Origin of the sequence: Dactylosporangium sp. NPDC051541 (assembly GCF_044454505.1) — a bacterium.
In the GTDB taxonomy this organism is placed as follows: domain Bacteria; phylum Actinomycetota; class Actinomycetes; order Mycobacteriales; family Micromonosporaceae; genus Dactylosporangium.
Genome location: NZ_JBITDU010000003.1, coordinates 845,628 through 866,663, shown reverse-complemented (window position 1 = coordinate 866,663; position 21,036 = coordinate 845,628). Strand labels below are relative to the sequence as shown.

At 71.6% G+C, this 21,036-nt stretch carries 17 protein-coding genes; 11 read left to right on the top strand and 6 right to left on the bottom strand.

Annotated features, from left to right (window positions below):
• Positions 1-137: 137 nt before the first annotated feature.
• From ACIA8L_RS18155 to meaB, 8 genes are all read left to right on the top strand, one after another.
• Positions 138-722 carry an ATP-dependent Clp protease proteolytic subunit gene (locus tag ACIA8L_RS18155; RefSeq protein WP_395905706.1) on the top strand — a complete coding sequence of 195 codons (585 nt, stop codon included), beginning with the start codon at positions 138-140 and terminating at the stop codon, positions 720-722.
• A gap of 195 nt (positions 723-917) precedes the next feature.
• Positions 918-2,246, top strand: coding sequence for an acyltransferase family protein (locus tag ACIA8L_RS18150; protein WP_395905704.1), 1,329 nt, complete (start codon positions 918-920; stop codon positions 2,244-2,246).
• A complete protein-coding gene (locus ACIA8L_RS18145) occupies positions 2,221-2,628 on the top strand; it encodes a hypothetical protein (protein WP_395905702.1) in 408 nt (135 codons plus the stop codon). The genes ACIA8L_RS18150 and ACIA8L_RS18145 overlap by 26 nt, the downstream gene beginning before the upstream one ends.
• On the top strand, positions 2,625-4,010 hold the full coding sequence (locus tag ACIA8L_RS18140) for a hypothetical protein (protein ID WP_395905700.1): 1,386 nt from the start codon (positions 2,625-2,627) through the stop codon (positions 4,008-4,010). Before ACIA8L_RS18145 ends, ACIA8L_RS18140 begins: the two co-directional genes overlap by 4 nt.
• A gap of 10 nt (positions 4,011-4,020) precedes the next feature.
• Entirely contained in the window at positions 4,021-4,596 is a 576-nt protein-coding gene (locus ACIA8L_RS18135; protein WP_395905698.1) for a hypothetical protein, read from the top strand.
• A gap of 98 nt (positions 4,597-4,694) precedes the next feature.
• Positions 4,695-6,398 (top strand): methylmalonyl-CoA mutase subunit beta, encoded by a 1,704-nt coding sequence (locus ACIA8L_RS18130; protein ID WP_395905696.1) that lies wholly within the window; start codon positions 4,695-4,697, stop codon positions 6,396-6,398.
• A gap of 53 nt (positions 6,399-6,451) precedes the next feature.
• Positions 6,452-8,533 (top strand): methylmalonyl-CoA mutase, encoded by a 2,082-nt coding sequence (scpA, locus tag ACIA8L_RS18125; RefSeq protein WP_395905694.1) that lies wholly within the window; start codon positions 6,452-6,454, stop codon positions 8,531-8,533.
• A complete protein-coding gene (meaB, locus tag ACIA8L_RS18120) occupies positions 8,515-9,486 on the top strand; it encodes a methylmalonyl Co-A mutase-associated GTPase MeaB (RefSeq protein WP_395906324.1) in 972 nt (323 codons plus the stop codon). The genes scpA and meaB overlap by 19 nt, the downstream gene beginning before the upstream one ends.
• On the opposite strand, the gene ACIA8L_RS18115 is transcribed toward meaB, so the two are convergent.
• Entirely contained in the window at positions 9,468-10,085 is a 618-nt protein-coding gene (locus ACIA8L_RS18115) for a hypothetical protein (RefSeq protein ID WP_395905692.1), read from the bottom strand. The two genes, meaB and ACIA8L_RS18115, sit on opposite strands and share 19 nt — an antisense overlap.
• Position 10,086: 1 nt before the next feature.
• Positions 10,087-10,302 (bottom strand): ferredoxin, encoded by a 216-nt coding sequence (locus ACIA8L_RS18110; RefSeq protein WP_395905690.1) that lies wholly within the window; start codon positions 10,300-10,302, stop codon positions 10,087-10,089.
• Between the two features lie 158 nt (positions 10,303-10,460).
• On the opposite strand from ACIA8L_RS18110, the gene ACIA8L_RS18105 reads away from it, so the two are divergent.
• Together ACIA8L_RS18105 and ACIA8L_RS18100 are read left to right on the top strand one after the other, a co-directional pair.
• The gene (locus ACIA8L_RS18105) at positions 10,461-11,549 is read left to right on the top strand and encodes a coiled-coil domain-containing protein (protein WP_395905688.1); all 1,089 of its coding nucleotides are present in this window, start codon (positions 10,461-10,463) and stop codon (positions 11,547-11,549) included.
• Positions 11,550-11,625: 76 nt separating this feature from the next.
• Positions 11,626-12,870, top strand: a complete 1,245-nt coding sequence (locus ACIA8L_RS18100) for a hypothetical protein (RefSeq protein WP_395905686.1) — start codon at positions 11,626-11,628, stop codon at positions 12,868-12,870.
• A gap of 75 nt (positions 12,871-12,945) precedes the next feature.
• Here ACIA8L_RS18100 and ACIA8L_RS18095 read toward each other — a convergent pair whose 3' ends face one another.
• The 3 genes from ACIA8L_RS18095 to ACIA8L_RS18085 form a co-directional block, all read right to left on the bottom strand.
• Complete coding sequence (locus tag ACIA8L_RS18095; RefSeq protein ID WP_395905684.1) at positions 12,946-15,768, bottom strand: NB-ARC domain-containing protein; 2,823 nt, start codon at positions 15,766-15,768, stop codon at positions 12,946-12,948.
• A gap of 87 nt (positions 15,769-15,855) precedes the next feature.
• The gene (locus ACIA8L_RS18090) at positions 15,856-18,165 is read right to left on the bottom strand and encodes an NB-ARC domain-containing protein (RefSeq protein WP_395905682.1); all 2,310 of its coding nucleotides are present in this window, start codon (positions 18,163-18,165) and stop codon (positions 15,856-15,858) included.
• Between the two features lie 309 nt (positions 18,166-18,474).
• Positions 18,475-19,407, bottom strand: a complete 933-nt coding sequence (locus ACIA8L_RS18085; protein WP_395905680.1) for a LysR family transcriptional regulator — start codon at positions 19,405-19,407, stop codon at positions 18,475-18,477.
• Between the two features lie 33 nt (positions 19,408-19,440).
• Here ACIA8L_RS18085 and ACIA8L_RS18080 point away from each other — a divergent pair, with 33 nt between their 5' ends.
• The gene (locus tag ACIA8L_RS18080) at positions 19,441-19,722 is read left to right on the top strand and encodes a hypothetical protein (protein ID WP_395905678.1); all 282 of its coding nucleotides are present in this window, start codon (positions 19,441-19,443) and stop codon (positions 19,720-19,722) included.
• Here ACIA8L_RS18080 and ACIA8L_RS18075 read toward each other — a convergent pair.
• Positions 19,689-21,032, bottom strand: a complete 1,344-nt coding sequence (locus ACIA8L_RS18075; protein WP_395905676.1) for a hypothetical protein — start codon at positions 21,030-21,032, stop codon at positions 19,689-19,691. The two genes, ACIA8L_RS18080 and ACIA8L_RS18075, sit on opposite strands and share 34 nt — an antisense overlap.
• Positions 21,033-21,036: the final 4 nt, after the last annotated feature.

Below are 21,036 nucleotides of genomic sequence, written 5' to 3'. Positions count from 1 at the left end.
GAGCGATTTGCCAGTTTTGCCAAAATCCTCAAGAACGCCGCCGCTTCGCGTGAGCCGCCCCGGCCGGGGTTCAGCCCGCAGCGGAAACCCGCGGTCCGGGGCGGCCGGGAGCGGATTCCTCGCCTATGTTCGAGCGCATGCGGCCACACTACGAACGGCGGCCCGACGAGGAGCCCCTGGCGCCTCCGGCCCAGCACGCGCCCTGGCTGGACGAGCAGCTGTTCGGCCGGCGGATGGTGTTCCTGCGCGGGCCGATCGAGATCGAGATGGCGGCCCGGGCCGCGGCCACGCTGCTGGCGCTCGACGCCGCCGGGCCGGAGCCGATCAGCGTGCACATGAGCGCCGACCAGGGCAGCCTGGCCGCCGTCTGGACGCTCGTCGACGCCATCGAGTCGCTGCAGGCGCCCGTCCACGCAACCGCTGTGGGGGAAGTGAGCGGTGCGGCGCTCGGGGTGTTCTGTGCCGCCGCCGAGCGGGCCGCGTTCGCGCACGCCCGGTTTCGGCTGGCCGAGCCCAAGGTGTCATCGCCCGGCGGGACGGCCGACCAGGTGGTGGCCGAGGCCGGGCGCTATCTGCGCGACCTCGAGGACCTGATCCTGCGCATCGCGGCGGCGACCGGGCAGCCGCGGTCCCGGGTCGAGGACGACCTCTCGGCCGCCAAGGTTCTCACCGCCGCGGAGGCGGTCGACTACGGGCTGATCGCGAGCATCGTCAAGCGGTAAGCGCCCGCAAGCCGCCGCGGTCCCGGTCGAGGACGACCGCCCGGCCGGGAAAGTCCTTACCGCTGCGGAGGCGGTCGACTACGGACCGGTGGCCGGCATCGGCGAACGGTAAGCACTTGCCAACGCTGAGGTTCGGTGCGGACATCGGCAAGCGCTTATTTCGACATGGACCGCCCGAAAGGGTTACAGTGCCGGGTGCTCAACGCGCCTACCCCAACCGAACCGCGTTCCACCTCCGGCACCCCGGTGCGGCGGGAAGGCCGCCTCGCCGCCCTCGACGGCATGCGGCTGCTGGCGGCCCTGCTCGTGGTGTTGTTCCACTACGTCGGCACCCCCCAGTCCCACATCTGGGAGCGGGAGAACCGCGCTGTCTTCGGCCGGCTGTTCGACTTCGCGAACTACGGCTATCTCGGCGTGCAGATGTTCTTCGTCATCTCCGGGTTCGTCATCTGCATGAGCTGCTGGGACCGCAACCTGAAGGACTTCTTCGTCTCGCGGGTCACCCGGCTCTACCCGATGTACTGGGTCGCGATCGTCATCTCGTTCACGGTCGTGTACTTCAACCGCGGCGTCGCCCTCAGCACCGGCGTGATCCGGGCCCCCACCACGCTGTCCGACCTGCTCGTCAACTTCACGATGGCCCAGGACGCGCTCTGGGTCCCCAGCGTCGACGCCGTCTACTGGACGCTGTGGGCCGAGGCCCGCTTCTACCTGCTGTTCGCGATCGTCGTCGCGTTCGGGCTGACCTATCGCCGGGTCCTGGCGTTCGCCTCCCTGTGGCTCATCGCCGCGGTCGTCACGAACCACCTCGACATCGCCCTCGTCGACGCCGTCGTGCAGCCGATCTACGCGCCCTACTTCATCCTCGGCATCCTGCTGTACCTGATCCACCGTTTCGGCTCGACCCCGCTGCTCTGGGGCCTCGTCGGCGTCACGTTCCTGCTCGCGCAGCACCAGGTGCTGCTGGACACGCGGCACTTCAACCAGTTCCTCGGGGTCCACATGAAGTGGACCCTGTCGATGGTGCTGTTCGGCGGCTTCGTCGCCGTCGTGGCCGCGACCGCGCTGGGCTGGCTGAAGTGGGCCAACTGGAAGTGGCTGACGGTCGCGGGTGTGATGACCTACCCGCTGTACCTCATGCACCAGGACATCGGGGTCATCACCATCCGCCGGCTCAAGGGCCAGATCGAGCCGTGGGCGCTGCTGCCCATGATGATCGTGGGGATGCTGATCCTGGCCTACCTCGGCCACCGGCTGGTCGAGAAGCCGTTCGCGCCCAGGCTGAAGAAGCTGCTCAAGGCCAGCATGAACTTCGACACGCCGTCGAAGATCGTGCCGCGCGGGGAGCGCACCGAGCGGGTCGAGCGGACCGCGGCCGCGGAAGCGCAGCCCAAACCCGCGGCCGCGGAAGCGCATTCCGAACCGACGGCCGCGGCCATGGACGCGCAGACGCTCCCGCCACCCGACCATGACCGGGCCGAGCCGGTCGGCGTTCCCGATGGCGCCCGGCCCGGGCGCGGCTGAGCCGGGTCCACGGCTCGCGATTCGCCTGATCATCGCGGTCGTCGCGGCCGGGGCGCTCGCCCCGGCCGTCCGGGCCGCCGGGCACGCGGCCGACTCCGGATTCTTCGTCGCGATCCGCGACAACAGGGTCCGCCCGGAGCACCGGATCATCGCGGCAATGGAGTTCCTCGGCACCGAGATGGACCGACTGGTGCCGAAGGGTTCGCGGGTGTACCTCCACGAGCCCAACGAGACCTGGCGTTTCCGGCTCCAGGAGGTCGCCGTCATGCACGCGCTGGTCGTGACGCCGGACGAGGCCGGGGCCGACCTGGTCCTGCGCCTCCGCCCCGACCCGGGCTCGCCCGCCGGGGTGGCGCTCGAGGTCACCGCGGCCGCCCGGTGACCAGCCTCGTCGCCGTCTTCGCGCTGGTCGTCTCCGGCCTGCCCCTCGCGTGGGCGCTGACCCGGGCGGTGCCGCTGGCGACGCTCCTGGCCCCGCTCGCCGGTGCGGCCGTCGCGACCGTCGGCGTGCTCCTGTCGCTGTGGCTGGGCGGGCCGCTGCTGCCGTGGTTCGGCGCGGCGTTCCTCGGGTCGATCGCGGTGGCGTGGTCGGTGCGCCGGGCCGCGCCGCTGCCGGGGGGCTCGTGGCGGGAGGCCGGGTGGCTGGGGGTACCGCTGCTGCCGCTGTTCCTGCTGGTGTTCAAGGACCCGCTGGGGTGGGACGCGCACGCGATCTGGTGGCTGCACGCCGGGTACTTCGCGCACGGGGGCGGCTTCGCCCGGGCCGCGATCGGCAACGAGGCGCTGGTGCTCAACCACACCGACTACCCGCCGCTGTCGTCGGCCCCGGTCGCGGTCGCGTGGCAGCTGCTCGACTCCTACACGTTCCGGCCGGCGCTCTCCGTCAACGTCGCGGTCACGTTCTCGGCCGTCGTGCTCGTCGCCTACGCGGTGCGCCGGGCGACGGCGGGGCTGCCGCGGTGGCTGTCGATCCCGGTCGCGCTGCTCGCCGCGTGCGGGGCGTGGCTGCCTGACTTCCGGGCGCCCACTGAGGGTTACAGCGACACGTTGTGTGCCTCGGCGTTCGTGGCCGGCGCTGTGCTGCTGCTGGGTACGTCGCAGGGGGTGCAGGGGGCGAAGAGTCCCCTGCCCGGGGCGGGAGCGAAGCGGCTCCGGAATCCTCTGCTGCCGCTTTCGCTTTTTCTGGTGGCTGCTGCGATCCTCACGAAGAACGAGGGCCTGCCGCTGGCTCTGATTCTGGCCGTTGTCGCGACGGTACGGTTCCGGAGCCGGGCCGCCGCCTGGTGCTGGCTGCCGCTCGCCGCCGGAGTCGCCTGGTCATCGACCGCCCGTGCGTTCGGCGCCCGGAACGACCTCATGTCCGGCGGGCGGTTCGGGGCGCTGCTGCGCGGGGACGCCGAGCGGTGGGGGCGGCTGCCGCCGGTCCAGGACGCGATGCTCGGGCAGGTCCGGTTCGTGGTCGGTGCCGCCCTGGTCACGGCGCTGCTCGGGGCCGTCTTCCTGCGCGGCCGGCGGCGGGCGCTGGGGCTGGGCGGCGACGGGTGGTTGTGGGCGGTGCTCGGCGGGTACTGGGTGGCCATCACATTGATTTACCTGATCTCGCCGTACCCGATCATCTGGCACCTGGCCACGTCGGTTGATCGCGTTACGATCGTGCTGGCGATGCTGGCCACCGTCAGCGCTTCGATCTGGCTCGCCGTGGCCTTGGCTCCGAAGCCGTCGCCGGCCGATCAGGTCTCGCCCGACGAGGCCTGTGTCGCCTGAAAGGTGCGTCATGGTGGACATCGAGGTGATCGGGGCCCAGCCCGTGCCGGAGCGGCCGCGGGCGTCGAAGGCCAGCGGTCCCTTCGCGATCGCGGTCGCCGTCGCGGTCGGGATCGCCTTCGGGTTCGCGCTCGCCGTCACCCGGCCCGCGCCCCGGACATCGATCGGTGTCGCCGCCGCCCCGGCCCCGTCGGCCGCGCTCGACCCCGACCTCACGGCTGAGGAGCGGGCTGAGATGGTGCGCAAGGTCAGCGTGTACAACACCGTCGACGCCGGCACCGTCGAGGCGCTCGACGTGCGGTTCATGACCGCGCTGCGGGGCAACACGGCCCGGTTCGACGACGCCCGGACCTACCCGGCCGGTGAGTACCGCCTGCAGATCGTCTGCCTCGGCGACGGCCAGATCTGGGCGCTGTTCCGGATCGGCGCCGACGAGACGTACGTCGACATGGACTGCCACGCCGACCGTGTCCTCGTCACCCAGCTGGTCCTCGCCGCGCACGCCGAGGGGCGGCGCACGATCACGGCCATCACCGGCTCGCCGCTCGGCGTCGCGGTGGGCCTGCAGGTGCTTCAGCGGCGCTGAAGCCGTCCAGCGGGACGCCCCGGAAAGTGACAAAGTGGGCTGGTGGAGGTTGTCACAGGCGGGTTCGTCCGCGGAAGCACGGCTCTAACGTGTCCAGCATGAGTGATCTTCTGGACTGGCAGCGGCTCGCCCTGGGCGTGCTGCGCAAGTCCGGGCGGGCCGGCGAGGACACGCCCCCCGAGGCGGTGGCCGAGCTGCTGGCCACCGACACCTACGACGGCATCCGGATCGCGCCGCTGTACACCGCGGCCGACCCGGCGCCACCGGCCGGGACGCCCGGGCACGTGCCGTTCGTGCGCGGCGGGCGGGCGGCGGCGCGGCCGTGGGACGTCCGGGCCCGGCACGCCGACCCCGACCCGAAGGTGACCCGGGCCGCGGTCCTGGCCGACCTCGAGAACGGCGCGACGTCGCTGTGGCTCGCCGGCATCGCACCCGGTGATCTGGCCGAGGCCCTGGACGGGGTGCTGCTCGATCTGGCCTCGGTGGTGCTGGACAACGGTCCGGACACCCTTGCCGCGGCGCGCGCGTTTCTGGCGTTGCCCGGTGCTGACAAATCGGGCAATCTCGGCGCGGACCCGCTGGGGTTGCACGCGCGTACCCGTACAAATGCTGATTTGTCGCTTTTGTCGGTTCTAGCGGGCGAGTCGTCCGTGCCGGTGGCCACCGTCGATGCCACGATCTACCACGACGCGGGCGCGAGCGACGCCCAGGAGCTCGGCTACGCGACCGCCACCGGCCTGGCCTACCTGCGCCAGCTCGTCGGCGGCGGGCTCAGCGCCGGGATGGCGCTCAAGCAGCTCGAGTTCCGGTTCGCGGCCACCGCCGACCAGTTCGCCACCATCGCCAAACTGCGCGCGGCCCGCCGGATCTGGGCCCGGATCGCGCAGGTCTGCGAGGTCGCGCACCTCGGCGCGCAGCGGCAGCACGCCGTCACCAGCGACGCGATGATGACCGCCCGCGACCCGTGGACCAACCTGTTGCGCACCACCGTCGCGTGCTTCGCGGCCGGGGCGGGCGGCGCCGACGCGGTCACCGTCCAGCCGTTCGACACCCGGCTCGGCCTGCCCGACGCCTTCTCGCGGCGGATCGCCCGCAACACCCAGTCGCTGCTCATCGAGGAGTCCGGCGTCGCCCGCGTCCTCGACCCGGCCGGCGGCTCCTGGTATGTCGAGTCGCTCACCGACGCCCTCGCGCACGCCGCCTGGGACGTCTTCACCGAGGTCGAACGGGCCGGCGGGATGCACACGGCACTGCGCTCGGGGCTGGTCGCCGACCGCATCGGCGCGACCTGGGAGCGGCGCCACACCGACCTGGCCCATCGCCGCCAGCCGATCACCGGCGTGTCGGAATTCCCGGACCTGGCCGAACGACGACCGGTGCGCCCGCCGGCACCGTTGCCGCCTTCGGGCGGATTACCGCGGCATTGGTACTCCCAGAGCTTCGAACGGCTCCGCGACGCCGCCGACGCTCAGGCCGAGCCGCCGACCGTCCGCCTGGTCGCGCTGGGTCCGGCGGCGGCCAACTCGGGCCGCGTCTCGTTCGCCACCAACCTGTTCGCGGCCGGCGGCGTCCGCCTCGCGCCCGACAGCACCTCGCCGGTCGCCTGCATCTGCGGGTCGGACCGCTCCTACGCCTCCGACGTCGCGGAGCTGGTGCCGCGCCTTCGCGCCGAGGGTGTCACGCGGATCTGGCTGGCGGGTCAGGGTTCTTTCGAGGGCGTCGACTCATACTTGTTCACCGGCTGCGATGCGCTGGACGTGCTGCGGCAGACGCATCTCGACCTGGGAGTGGTGGCGCCGTGATTCCCGACTTCTCCGAGATCGCACTCGGGACGCCCCGCTCCGATATTTCGGATATGTCCGACTTGTCGGATGACGTCTGGGCTACGCCGGAGGGCATCGACGTCAAGGGGTTCTACGGGGCCGACGACCTCGCCGGCGTGTCGCACCTGGACAGCCTGCCGGGGATCGCGCCGTACGTGCGCGGGCCCTACCCGACCATGTACACCACGCAGCCGTGGACGGTCCGGCAGTACGCCGGCTTCTCCACCGCCGAGGCGTCCAACGCGTTCTACCGCCGCAACCTGGCCGGCGGGCAGAAAGGCCTCTCCGTCGCGTTCGACCTGGCGACCCACCGCGGCTACGACTCCGACCACCCGCGGGTCGCCGGCGACGTGGGCATGGCCGGGGTCGCCATCGACTCGATCCTGGACATGCGGCAGCTCTTCGACGGCATCCCGCTGGACAAGATGAGCGTGTCGATGACCATGAACGGCGCGGTGCTGCCGATCCTGGCGCTGTACATCGTCGCCGCCGAGGAGCAGGGGGTCGCGCCCGAGCAGCTGGCGGGCACGATCCAGAACGACATCCTCAAGGAGTTCATGGTCCGCAACACCTACATCTACCCGCCCGGCCCGTCGATGCGGATCATCAGCGACATCTTCGGGTACACCTCGAAGCACATGCCGAAGTTCAACTCCATCTCGATCTCCGGGTATCACATCCAGGAGGCCGGGGCGACGGCCGACCTGGAGCTCGCCTACACCCTCGCCGACGGCGTGGAGTACCTGCGGGCCGGCCGGGACGCCGGGCTCGACGTGGACGTGTTCGCGCCGCGGCTGTCGTTCTTCTGGGCGATCGGCATGAACTTCTACATGGAGGTCGCGAAGCTGCGCGCCGGGCGGCTGCTGTGGTCGCGGCTGGTCGAGCAGTTCGGCGCGAAGAACCCCAAGTCGCTGAGCCTGCGCACGCACTGCCAGACGTCGGGCTGGTCGCTGACCGCCCAGGACGTGTTCAACAACGTGGTCCGCACCTGTATCGAGGCGATGGCCGCGACCCAGGGACACACGCAGTCGCTGCACACCAACGCCCTGGACGAGGCCCTGGCCCTGCCGACCGACTTCTCGGCCCGCATCGCCCGCAACACGCAGCTGCTGCTACAGCAGGAGTCGGGCACGACCCGCGTCATCGACCCGTGGGGCGGCAGCGCGTACGTCGAGCGGCTCACCCACGATCTGGCCGCCCGCGCCTGGGCCCACATCGAGGAGGTCGAGCGGGCCGGCGGGATGGCCCGGGCGATCAGCGAGGGCATCCCGAAGATGCGCATCGAGGAGGCGGCCGCCCGGACACAGGCCCGGATCGACTCGGGCCGGCAGCCGGTGATCGGGGTGAACAAGTACCGGCCCGACACCGACGAACCGATCGACGTCCTCAAGGTCGACAACTCGGCGGTGCGGTCGGCGCAGATCGCGAAACTGGCCGCACTGCGGGCCTCCCGCGATCAGGCGGCCTGTGACGCCGCCCTGGCCGCGCTGACGTCCGGTGCGGCCGGCGACGGCAACCTGCTGGAGCTGTCGGTGGCGGCGGCCCGCGCGCACGCGACCGTCGGCGAGATCTCCGACGCGCTCGAAAAGGTCTTCGGGCGGCACACGGCACAGATCCGTACCATTTCCGGGGTGTACCGGGATGAGGCCGCCGGGGACGGTGGTGTGGAGCGGGTCCGGGCCCTGACCGACGCGTTCGCCGAGGACGAGGGCCGCCGCCCGCGCATCCTGGTCGCGAAGATGGGCCAGGACGGGCACGACCGCGGCCAGAAAGTCATCGCCACCGCCTTCGCCGACCTCGGCTTCGACGTCGACGTGGGCCCGCTGTTCTCCACCCCCGCCGAGGTGGCCCGCCAGGCCGTCGAGGCCGACGTGCACATCGTCGGCGTCAACTCCCTCGCCGCCGGCCACCTCACCCTGGTACCGGCGCTGCGCCACGAACTCGCCGAACTCGGCCGCGACGACATCCTCATCGTCGTCGGCGGCGTCATCCCGCCCGGCGACCACGACGAGCTCCGCGCCGCGGGCGCCGCCGCGATCTTCGGCCCCGGCACCGTCATCGCCGACGCCGCCGCGAGTCTGCTGGAGGTGCTGCGATCCCGGTTGCAGCACTGAACGACCTCGTCGACGGCGTCCGCGGCGGCCACCGCGCCTGGATCGCCCGGGCCATCACGCTCGTGGAGTCCACCCGGCCCGACCACCGGGCCCGCGCACAGGAGCTGCTGCACGCCCTGGCCGATGCGCGGGGTGAGGCCCGGCGCATCGGCATCACGGGCGTCCCCGGCGTCGGCAAGTCCACCTTCATCGACGCCCTCGGCATGTTCCTGATCGAGGCGGGCCACCGGGTGGCCGTCCTCGCCATCGACCCGTCCTCGACCCGCACCGGCGGCAGCATCCTGGGCGACAAGACCCGGATGACCCGCCTGGCCGCGGCCCCGGCCGCGTTCGTGCGCCCCTCCCCCACGTCCGGCACGCTGGGCGGCGTGGCCCGGGCGACCCGTGAGGCGATGGTGATCGTGGAGGCCGCCGGCTACGACGTGGTCCTGGTGGAGACGGTCGGCGTGGGCCAGTCCGAGACGGCGGTCGCCGACATGGTCGACACGTTCCTGCTCCTGGCCCTGGCCCGGACCGGCGACCAGCTCCAGGGCATCAAGAAGGGCGTCCTGGAGCTGGCCGACGTGATCGCCGTCAACAAGGCCGACGGCCCGCACGAACAGGACGCCCGAGCCGCCGCCCGCGAACTCTCCGGCGCCCTGCGCTTGCTGCACTCGGGCACGTCGGTGCTGACGTGCAGCGGCCTCACCGGCGCCGGCCTGGCGGAACTCTGGGATCGGCTGCGGCGCCACCACGACGAGCTCGCGGCGAGCGGGGAACTGCGGGCACGACGGGAACGGCAGCAGATCGGCTGGGTCTGGGCGATGACCCGCGACGCCCTGCTGGACGGCCTGCGCACCTCGCCCGCCGTCCGCGCCCTGACCCCGCAGGTGGAGCAGGCGGTGCTGGACGGCACCCTGACCCCGGTCCAGGCCGCCGAGCAACTGCTGGCCGCCTACCGCTCGGACGCCTGATCCCGCCCGGCCCGCACCCGGTCCGCCAGCCGGTCGTGCTGCCTGACCTGGTATGACTCGGGACCGTGCACACGGGCCGCACGTTTCCGGCTCGCAGCGATCACGGGCTCGGCGGCGTCGTACTCCTGGCGAGCCAGAAGATTGTTCGCGAACGACTGACCGATCGTGACGGTGATCTCCGCATCGGGGCACGCCGCGACCAGCTCGTCATAGTTCTCCCGCAGCATCGAGCCGGACTCGTCCCGTCGCCCCAGGGCCCCGCTCGCACCGGCGAACAGGATGGCCGCGAGCCCGGCCTGCTCGAGCCGGCCGTTGGCGCGATACGTGTCATACGCATATCGAGCGACCGCCGCGAGCCGGTCGTGCACCTCCTCCCGCTGGTACAGCCAGGCCAGGGCCAGCGCCGCCCGGGCCGCGTCGAGCTCACCCAGCGCCCGCAGCTGCGGATCGTGGACCTTCGCCAGCACTTTCCGCCGCATCTTGAGATCGACCTCGAAGCGCCGGATGGACTCCGCGACGTCGCCGCGGTCCAGGCTCTGCTGAGCCAGGTCCAGATTCGCGCGCAGCGACCAGAGTTGAAACCGCGCAATGGGGTTCATGTCAGAATTCCACATCCTGACCGGTCTCGAGGTCGACGACGGTGATCGCCTCCATGGGACAGTTCGCCACCGCATCGAGAACGGCTTCGTCGGGCTCGGACTCGGCGCCGACCGGGTGCGCGCGCCCCTCGACGTCGTCCAGCTCGAAGTGCCGGGGAGCCACACCGACGCAACTGCCGGAGCCTATGCACGCGTCGCTGATCGTGATACGCCACATGCGGTACAACCTATCGAAGCTCTTCGGTCTTTGGCGCTTACCGATATGTCGGGCGCTCCGCGCCGCGCTGCGCTCGACATATCGGACATTTCGCCTGACGGGGGAAAAGTCTGGATTTTCTGCAGGTTGGGCGGGTGATGGCCGATTCTCCGAGCGGTATGTCCAGATCACCGTGGCTTCTGGCCGCTCTCTGCGCCCTGGCGGTCCTGGTGACGCCCGGCCTCGCGGCCGCGTCCCCAAAGCCGTCGCCCAGCGCTACCGCCGGCAAAGGACCCAGCGCCACCGCCGGCAAGGAGTCGGGCGTCACCGTCGACGAGGGGCCCGGCTCCATCGAGCTGTCCGAGCGCCTCGAAACGGCCAACCGGGCCTTCATCGACGCGCAGAACTCGTTGACCGCGTCGCAGACCCGGCAGGCGCTCGTGCAGGGGCAGCAGGCGGAGCTGGAGCCGCAGTACCAGCGGCTGGTCGCGGCTACAGAAATGGTGACCGTGAAGGCGTACCAATATGGTGGCGGTCTGCGGGATGCGGCGACGCTGCTCGACTCGCCGAGCCCCGGTGTCTTCGCCGACCGGGTGAGCCTCCTGGAGCTCGTGGCCCGGCGGCAGTCCGCGGAGCTGCGGCAGCTGGCGGGCATCCGGGCCACGCTGGAGGCCAACCGCGCGACCATCGCCGCCGAGGTCGCCCGCCAGCAGCAGCAGCTCGACGTCATGGCGCGGCAGAAGACCGCTGTCGAGCAGGCCCTGGCCGCGGCGCTGAACCGCGAGTCGCAGCCGATCCTCGACCCCGCCACCACGAACAGCATGAAGACGCCGCTCGTCTCGGCCCAGCCGGCGCCGCGGCGGGCCGACGGGCAGTGGCCGGAGGAAAGTTGCGGCCTGCACGACCCGACGACCAGCGGGTGCCTGACGCCGCGCACGGTGCACGCCCTGGAGCAGGTCAAACTGGCCGGCTTCGCGCATTACGTGTCGTGCTATCGCCCGGGCGGGCCGTATGAGCATCCGAAGGGCCGGGCCTGCGACTTCGCCGCGGACGTGAAGGGTTTCGGCGGGGTGGCGACCGGCGAGGCGAAGGAGTACGGGACGGAGCTGGCGACCTGGCTGGTCCGCAACGCGCAGGCGCTCGGTGTCATGTACGTGATCTGGTACCGCCAGATCTGGACCCCGGCCGCCGGCTGGCACCCCTATCGCAGCGGCCAGGGCGACCCGAGCAGCGACCACACGAACCACGTGCATATGTCCATCTACTAGGTAGGACATTGACGACTGTGCGTCTCCCGTGATCTGATCCGAGAACTCTTCACGTTCTGGGATCGAGGAGACCGACTTGAACAAGTTCCTCCGATCTGCCCTCCTGCTGGCGGTCGTCGCCGGGAGCGCACTGGTCGCCACCACCACACCGGCCAACGCCGCGTTACCCACGGCCGCCATCGCCCTGGGCGACAGCTTCATCAGCGGCGAGGGCGCCGGCAACTATCAGCCCGTCGTCGACGTCAACGGGGTGGCGCAGGCCTTCCCCGGCTGGTCGGCGCCGAACACCAACGCCTTCTTCTGCCACCGCTCCGCCAACGCGTCCCTGCAGCAGGCCACGCTGCCGGGCATCCAGGACCGGTACAACCTCGCCTGCTCCGGCGGCCGCCCCGCCGACTTCACACAGCCCAGTTCGGCCCGCGACAAAGGCCGGACGGTCGCCGCTCAGCTGGACCAGCTCAGGGCTGTGGCCCAAACCCACGACATCGATTTGGTACTGGTCGGACTCGGCTCGAACAACAGCCAGTTCACGTTCGGCGATGTGGCCGAGAAGTGCGCGAACCGCTTCATCGCCGACGCGTGGACCGGTTGGTGGGAGTTCTGGGCCTACCTGAACGGCCCGGTCGAGCAGGCCCCGTGCGCCGCCGCCGACCTGGCGACGCAGGCCCAGTTCACCGCGGCCACGGCCGAGACGGTGGGCGCGATCCGCCAGCTGCTCACCGTCCTCAACCAGGTCGACGCCGACCACCAGCACCGGATCGTCTTCCAGGACTACACGAACCCGCTCCCGTTCGACCTGGACCCGTCGTACTGGGAGGCCGACGGCCGCCAGGACGACCGCGACAAGTTCCGCGACCTGGGCGCCGTCCGCTACGCCGCCGGCTGCCCGATCCACCGCGCGAGCCTCTCCGCCGGCCACCTGTTCTCGCAGGGCCTGGGCACCCTGGTCCAGAACGTCCGCAACACCGTCGCCGCCGAGTTCCCGAACGACGACCTGGTCTTCCTCGACGTGCAACATGCCTTCGACGGCGCCCGCCTCTGCGAGCACCCCGGCAGCCCGGCCAACGCCCTGGCCACCCCGATCCGCCTGCAGGACGGCCCGAGCGGCACGTTCGTGACCAGCCTGTCGGGCAAGGACAAGATCGCCATCCAGAAGATCGCCAACACCTGCGTGACGTACTTCCAGACCTGCCAGGAAAGCTGGCACCCGACCGCCGCCGGCCAGGCCGTCCTGGCGAAATGTCTCACGGGCGCGACCACCACGGCCGCCCGGGCCGTCACCTGCTCCCGCCAACCGGACGGCACGATCGTCACGGCGTAGAGCCGACCGCCGCCATCGATCCCGATCCCGCCGGCTCGCCGGGATCGGGATCGATGGCGGACACGGCCTATGCGATCAGGCCGGCGGGGCCGCCCCGTGGTGGCCGTTGCCGTTGAGCCGAAATATCACGGCCAGCTCCGCGATCGATGCCTCGACGGCGATCTGGTCTCCGGCCCGGTCATACTCGGCGGCGACATCGAGCAGCACCGTCACCGCCGCCTCCGACTTGCCGCTGCGGTGCGCGGCGCGGCCGAGCATCTGGCCGACCTCGGCGGTCATGGCCCAGTCGTCGTGCCGCTTGAAGATCTCCCGGGCCCGATCCAGCTGCATCTCGGCCTGGGCGAAGTCCCCGCCGGCCAGATGCAGTGCACCCTTGGCTCGTCTGATCCGGGCCCCGACGACATCGGCGGCGCACTCGGCGACCGCCCGCACGCGCAGCAGTTCCTCGTCCGCGCTACGCAGCTGACCCGAGGCCTCATCGAGCCGGTCGGCGAGCACCAGAGCCTCGGCGAGCAGGCAGCGCGAACGGATCGCTCCGACCCGGCTGTCCATGAGCCGGAACGCGAGCACCGCCGCGGCGGCGCGGTCGATCGCGGCCCGGGTCAGTTGTCGTTGTTCTTCGCCGGCGGGAGCATGCCGGGCCCGGGACAGCGCCAGCCGGGCGCGGCGGTAATCGGCCAGCGCGGCTCGCCGGGAATCGGTGTGCTGCAACAGCGCGGCCTTGAGGTGCCCCTCGGCCGTGCCCCAATCGCCACGCCGCCGGGCGGCCTCGGACAGGCCGAGATGGACCAGGTAGCCGGCGGGCGAGTCGGTGTCGGTCTCCCAGCTGTGGCGGATCTCGTCGTATCGGGCCCGGGCCGGCCATTCGGCGGCGTTGCGGCAGCCGGAGGCCTCGGCGTCGAGCAACTCGATCAGCGTCCGTTCCGACTCCCACGCCTCGGCTTCCGGGCCGGCCGTCGCGTCCGGGCTCGCCGTCACGGCCAGTTGCTTGGCGACCTCGAGTGCAGTGGCCGCCTCGCTGTACAGGCCGATGCGCAGGAACGCCTCGCCGATGCGCCGTTGGGCCGTGAGCCGCACGATCGCCAGGGCCGGGTCGTCGTTGTCGTCGGCCCGCGCCGCGGCCGCCAGGAGCTGGAGCCCCTCGTCGTAATGTTCGATGCCGGCCAGGAACGTGCCCTTCGCGAGCGTCACCGCCGCGACCGCGTAGCGGCCGGGCTCGGCGGCCGCGGCGTGCAGCGCGCGGTCGAAGGCCCGCAACACCCGGGCCGAGTCGACGCCGAACGGCACACCGTCGCCGAGCCGCACGGCGACCCGCCAGCACATGCCCGGCTCGTCGCGGTCGGCGGCGGCGTCGACGGCCGCGACCAGGTTCGCGTATTCGGCCCGCACCCACTCCGCCGGCGACCGTTCGATGCTTTCGGCGAGCGACGGGGCGTAGGAGGTCTGGAAGTACGGCAGGCGTTGCGCTGGCCGGTGCCGCCGCACGAAACCCTCGTGCTTGTGCAGCTCGGTCAGGACATCGTCGATAGCCTGCAGGTAGGCGTCCTCGAGGCGGCTCCGCGCCCGGTCCCGGTCTTCGACGTCGAGCTCGTTGAACCGTTCGCGGGCATACAAGCGCAGCAGCGGATGGAACTGATACCGGGGCAGGCCCACGCGCCGGTCAGCTCCGGCGACATCGATGAACTGCGCCTCATACAGCCGCGCGGCCAGCGCCTCCGCCTCGGCCGGGCTGGTCTCCAGCAGCGGTTCGAGCACCCACGGCACGAACGTCTCGCTCTGCACCAACGCCAGCAGCCGCAGCGCCCTCCGCTCGGCCGGGGTCAGCCGGCCGAACTCGGAGTCCAGGCGTTTCTCGAGATTCCAGTTGCCGAACCGCAGGTACCGCAGCCGCGCCGCACCCGCCCGCTCCAGCCGGTCGGCGACCGCGCACAGCGCCTGCGGCTGGCTCATCGCGGCCACACGCTCGCCGGCGCAGACCAGTGCGATCGGGAGCCGGCCGCAGTGCTGCACCGTCTCCGCGGCGCAGACCGGCTCCTCGAACGCATCGGTGCGATCCGCCGCGGCCCGCAGGATCGCCACCGCGTCCAGCCGCGACGGGACATCCACCAGCAGGGAAGGCGCCGACGCGCGCAGCGCCGGCTTGAGGTTGCGGCGACTGGTCACGATAACCGTGCAGCCCGGCTCGGCCGGCAGGACCGGCAGCACCTGGTCGGCGTCGCGGGCCGCGTCGAGCACCAGCAGGACCTTGCGTCCGGTCAGCAGGGACCGCAGCCGCGTCGTGCGCCACTCCGTGCTGGCCGGCAACTCCTCGGTCCAGCCGAACGCACGGATCAGCTCCTCCAGCACCTCGCCCGGCGGCCGCCGGTTACCGGCGCTGCCCAGGTTCGCGTAGACCTGACCGTCCTCGTATTGATCGGCGATCTCCCGCGCGAACGTGCGGGCCAGTGCGCTCTTGCCCACCCCGGGCCGGCCGTGCAGCAGTATCAGCAGCGCCCCCGACCGGACCGTCGTATCGCCCTCGGCCCGTTCGCGCCGCCCCTCCGCGTGGCGCTGCCGGAGCCAGGCGAGCTCCTTCTCCCGGCCGCGGAAGGACGTCTTGCCCGCCACGATCTCCTCCGGAACGGTCGCGCTCGGTGCCGGGACGGCCGTCCGCCCGACCGGCCCGTAGACGCCGGCGCCGGCGGCCGGCGGCGGGCCGGGCGGTGCCTCCGGTTCGGCCGGTTGGACCGGAGCACCTTCGCCGGCCGGGAGCTGCTCCGCCGGCTCCGACTTCGAGACGGCGATCACGGTGCCGACCCCGGTGAGCGCGAAGACCGCGATGATGATCGGAACATTGGCCCACGCCGGCAGGACATCGAGACCGGCGAGCGGGCTGATCCCGGCGGCCAAGGCGGTCATGACCGCGGCCACCGTGATTCGCGTCCGCGTCGTGATCCGCCCTTGTCGCGACTTCCGCCACGTGCGCCACTTCGGCATACCGGGCCCTCACCCCACCGGTCCGGGCGCGGGGACGAGGTGATCGGCCGGCTCGTCCAGGGCCTGCAGCTGCGACTGGATCAGCACCCGCTCGCCCTCGTCCCCCAGCGCCGCGAACAGGATTTCGGCCCGCTGCAGCAGCCGGCGCGCGTCCGCCGTCTCCCCCTGCGCGAGCCGGACCTCCGCGAGCCGGTTGAGTGTCACGGCCTCCATGTGCCGGTCACCGCAGCTGCCCAGGGACCCCAGCGTCTCCTCGAGCATCGCGGCGGCCGTGCCGAAACGCTGCTGGCGCATGGCCGCCACGCCGATCAGGAGGCGGCAGTGGGCCGTGCCGTATCGATGCTGCATGTCGGCGAACAGTCGCAGTGCTTCGCCGGCGTGTTCCCGGCCGGTGACCGCGTCGCCGTCCTCCAGGTGCACCCTGGCCCTCGCGTGCAGCAGCCAGGCCTGCCAGAGGCGCTGCTTGGCGTCTTCGGCCGCGGTCGAGCCCGAGGCGAGCGTCTGCATGGCCGGCTCGTGCCGGTCCTGATAGTCGAGCACCGTGCCGAGCGCCCAGCTGACGCTGGCCCGATGTCTGGCCTCCAGGTCCGCGTCGTCGCCGATCAACGCCTCGATCCGATCGATGTCGGCCAGTCCGTCGCGCGGCTGCGGGCCCATGGCGTGGGCCACGGCCCGCGAGCCCAGCGTCCGGATCCGCTCCGCGCGGTCCAACGGGGCCGGCAACTGCGCGCGCGCCAGCTGCTCCAATGCCTCGTCGAGGGCGGTGATGGCCAGATCGATACGGTGATCGCGGCGATACATGATGGCCTGACAGCGCAGCATGCGGGCGATGGCATGCGGATCGCCGCAGTCCTCCGCGAGCCGCACCCCGTCGGCCGCGATGCCGAGCTCGGTGTTGAGCTCGGCGAGCGTGGCCACGGCCAGGTTCTCGGCCTCCGCATCGCGATTCTCGCGGGCCAGCGCCAGCGCATTGAGGACAACGTCAAGCGCGCGGTTCAGCTCGCCCTTCTCCTTGAGCAGGTAGGTCTCCTCCATCAGCGGGACCTTCGCATCCCCGGCCGTGCGCCGGCGGCCGGCTTCGGCGAGCCGATCGCGGGCGGCCGCGGCCTCGTGCGCATCGAGATCCCCGCCGTCGACGCAGGCTCGGACGTATTCGTGCACGCGGTCGAGGACTCGAAACGTCGACACGCCGGTCGCGTCGTTGGTCGTGCGTTCGACCAGGCCGGCGTGCACGAGCCGGTCGGCGAGGTTCCACGCCTTGTCCTCGTCGTGCTCCGGGCCGAGCAGCGCGGCCAGCATCCACGGCGCGAACACCGGACTGTCGAGCAGCCCCAGCAGCAGCAGCGTCGTGCGTTCGTCGTCACCGAGGAGCGTGAAGGTCACGTCGAGCGCGCCGGTGGCCCCCTGTGAGCGGATCTCGCGGAGCCGTTCGACCGCCCGCCGGAGATCCCAATGCGGGCGGCTGGCCAGGGTGGCGCCGGCCAGCGTCACCGCGAGCGGATTCGACTGCGAGGTGGCGACGATGGTGCGGGCCGCCCGCTCGCCCTCGGCGCTGGTGACCCGGTCCGGGCCGACCATCGATCCGAGCAGGGAGATTGAGTCGTCCGGCGACAGCTCCGGCAGTTCGATGGTGAGGTCGGCATCAATTTCCAGCGCGGGCTCACGCGTGGTGACGATCGCCAGGCATCCGGGTCCGGACGGCAGTAAAGCGTGCAGGTCGGCATGCTCGTCGACGTCGTCGAGGATGACGAGAACGCGTTTCTCACTCGTGAGCGTGCGGTATGTCCGGCGGATCTTTTCGGGCTCGACGGGGCGCTTGTCGTTGGGGCCGAGCAGCGCGTCGTCGAAGCTCGCCAGCACTCCGGCCCAGTCTGCGGCCGAGCCGCCGCGACCGAATATCACGCCGTCCGGAAATGATCCGGCGACGGAATGGGCGAACTGTACGGCGAGCGTCGTCTTACCGATTCCGGCGGCGCCTTGCACGACGATGACGGTGGCGCGATCACGGTCACCGGCGTGTGCCTGCCGGATCATGGCGCCCAACTGCTCCGCCCGTCCGAGGAACAGTTCCGGCGGCGGCGGCACATTGACCGGAACGAGATAGGCGCGGGTCGGAGGACCGTCGCCGTCGACCGGGCGGGTCGCGTTCGCCGGCCCCGGCGCACCGCCCGGCTCCGGATCTTGTGGCTGGTCGCGGGCGGGGCGACGGGACCGATCAGGACGCGACCGGACCGCCGCCCGGCGGGCCGAGACGAACGAGAGCCCGGTGGCGACGCCGAGCGCCACCGCCATGACGACCTGCGCCCAAACCGTGGGCATGAAGATGAACATCAAAACGAGAGCGGCGACGCTGAACACAATGAGGAAAGCGAATCGGACTAAAGGTAGGTGTCGTGAAGATTCCATATCTGCACCGCGCCCCCTGATCTGTGCCCGTCAGTGTGGCGCCCGCCCGCAAACTTTGTCGACCGCAGTCGCACCGGTTCCGGCCGATCGGCTGATGAGCCGAGGCCGCCTCGGTTGTGCGGCCCGTCCGGGCGAACGGCCTGTTCCGTGTATTTCTTGCAATGCCATCCGGATACGTCAATACAGCGGCCGCGGCGACGAGGTCATCGACCGGGTCGCCAATTACTGCGGCACGACGGCCTTCAGGCAGGCGAGCAGGGCGTCCACCGCCGGGAGCTGGGCCCGGCCGGCGGTCACGTGGGCGTCCAGCCGGCGGGCGCCGGCCACCGGTAACGCGGTCACGGTGATCTCGTCGCGGTTCACGTCACGCAACGCCAGGTCCGGCACGATCGTCGCGCCATGGCCGGCGGCCACCAGCGTGAGCACGGTCGGGTAGTCCAGGCATTCGTGGACCCGGCGCGGGGTCAGGCCGCGTTCGCGGCAGACCCGGTCCAGGATCTGGCCCGTCGTCGAGTGGGAGGAGCCGGCTACCCAGGGGCGGTCGGCCAGGTCGGCGTAGGAGTGGATCGGGGGCCAGGCGACGGGGACGACCACGCGGTACGGGTCGTCGCACAGCGGTACCACCGTCACCGAGCGCGAGGCGGTCGAGCGCAGGACCGCGTCCCGCTCCGTGATCGTCACGTCGATGCCGCCCAGGCGCAGTTCCCGCAACGCGGGGGCGCCCTCCAGCTCCGTGATCGAGCAGACCACGTCCGGGTAGGAGGACGACAGCAGCGCCATGGCCGGGACCAGGAGGTGCCGGATCACCGTCGAGAACGCGGCCACCCGGACCTGGCCGGCGGCGCGGCCGGACATGGCGGCCAGTTCCTGCTCGGCCTCGGCGAGCTCGCGCGCGATGGCTTCGACGCGGTAGGCCAGGATGCGGCCCGCGGCGGTGAGCACAGCTCGGCGGCCGGTGCGGTCGACCAGGGGGCGGCCGACGGAGTGTTCCAACGCGGCCAGCTGCTGCGAGACCGCCGAAGGGGTGACGTGCAGCGCGGCCGCGGCGCCGGCCAGGGTGCCGCGGCGGGCTATCGCGGCCAGGACGGCGAGGCGGCGGGGGTCCAGGTCCATGTTCAGTCCGGCTGAAGTGTGGCTGTAGGAATTCTCGTTCACACGTTAGCGCAGCTTGATGCGAGGATCGGTGCCATGGTGATCGACATCGTGGGTTGGGTCGGGGCGGGGTTCGTGCTTGTGGCCTACGGGCTCGTGTCCGCGAAGCGGCTCGCCGGGGACGGGTTCGTCTTCCAGGCCATGAACATCGTGGGGGCGGCCGCGCTCGGGTGGAACTCCGGCGTCAACCATGCGTGGCCCTCGACCGGGCTCAACGTGATCTGGGTCGGGATCGGGGCCGTGGCGATGTTCAAGATTGCCAGGAACGCCAGGGCGAAGAGCGCTCAGAGGGAGTACCAAGGCGCCCGGATGCGGTAAAAAGTGAACTCGCTCGCCGTTGCGCAGGCCAAGTAGGTGTGGCTCCACGTGCAGGATTCCGGGCGGGCGTCCACCGAGCCCAGGTCGCGGGCCGTGCCGTGCTGTGCGTCGACGCCGATCCAGGCGAAAGCACCCGCGGGGGGTACCGCCGGCAGCAGCAGGTAGCTGCCCTCGTCCAGGCGGGCCGCGCGCTTGCCGGGCCAGCTGTCCACCGTGTGGCCCTGTGCGTCCAGGAGGGTCTCGACGGAACCGGCAGCGGCCGACGCGGTGCGGAGCATGATGCGGTCGCCGACCGGGAGGGCCTGGGACGGGCGTTCGGCGGCGATGCGCCACACGACCTCGCCGGTGTCGGTGTCGAGCTCGGTCACGGCGTGGTCCTCGCCGACGCAGATGCGCTGCTCGCCGCAGGCGCTCACGAACAGGGGCCGAGCCTGCGGGTCGGGCGTCGTCCAGGTCCACTGCGATTTGCCGAGATGCTCGCGGGGGTACGCCCTGAGCTCGAAACCCGCCGCCCGTTGCGCGGTGAACACCTGCTCCTCGTACGGGTACACCAGCGAATCGGCGGAGACGAGAGCCTGGCCGCCGCCGACGGGCCGGCCACCGGCGAGGCCGACGACCTCCAGGCCGCCGTCCGGGTTGGCGCGGATGATGTGCGCGTCGACGGTGAGCGCCTCGTCGAGCTGCTCACCGGTGGTCGACGTGGGCACCTGCTGGCCGCTCCAGTTGTCGATCAGCCACCAGCTCGCCGGGCCTCCGGGCTGGTCCAGGTCGGCGTTCACCCTGCCGCTGCCGACGTCGGTGACGGTCAGGCGGTGCTCGGCCGCGGCGTAGCGGACGAAGTACTTGCCGATCAGGGCCCAGCGGTCGCCGGCGGCCACGTCGAACGTCCGGAACGCCAGGCCGTTGTTGGCGTTGAGCAGCGTGATCCGGCGGCCGCCCCCCGCGTCGGGGAGGCCGGTGACCTGGACCATGCCGCGGGCGTAGCGGAACGTGTCGACGTCGCGCAGCGAATCGTTGGTCCAGATCGCGGTGGCCGGGCGGTCGGAGTCGACGGAGCGCAGCTCATAGCCGCCGGCACCGGTCGCGCGGCCCAGGAACGCGCGGCCGCCGTCGAGGAAGGCCCGGGCCCGTTCGCTGCCGGCGGGGAGGGCGACGCCGCCGATCCGGTCGAAGGTCTTGAAGCCGTACGGCCGCTGGTTGACCCGGTACACGACGCCGGCGACGAGCAGCACGACGGCGAGCACGGCGACGGCGGACGCCGACCACCGCGCCCGCCGCGACAGCCACAGGGACCTGACGTGCGTATGCACCCGC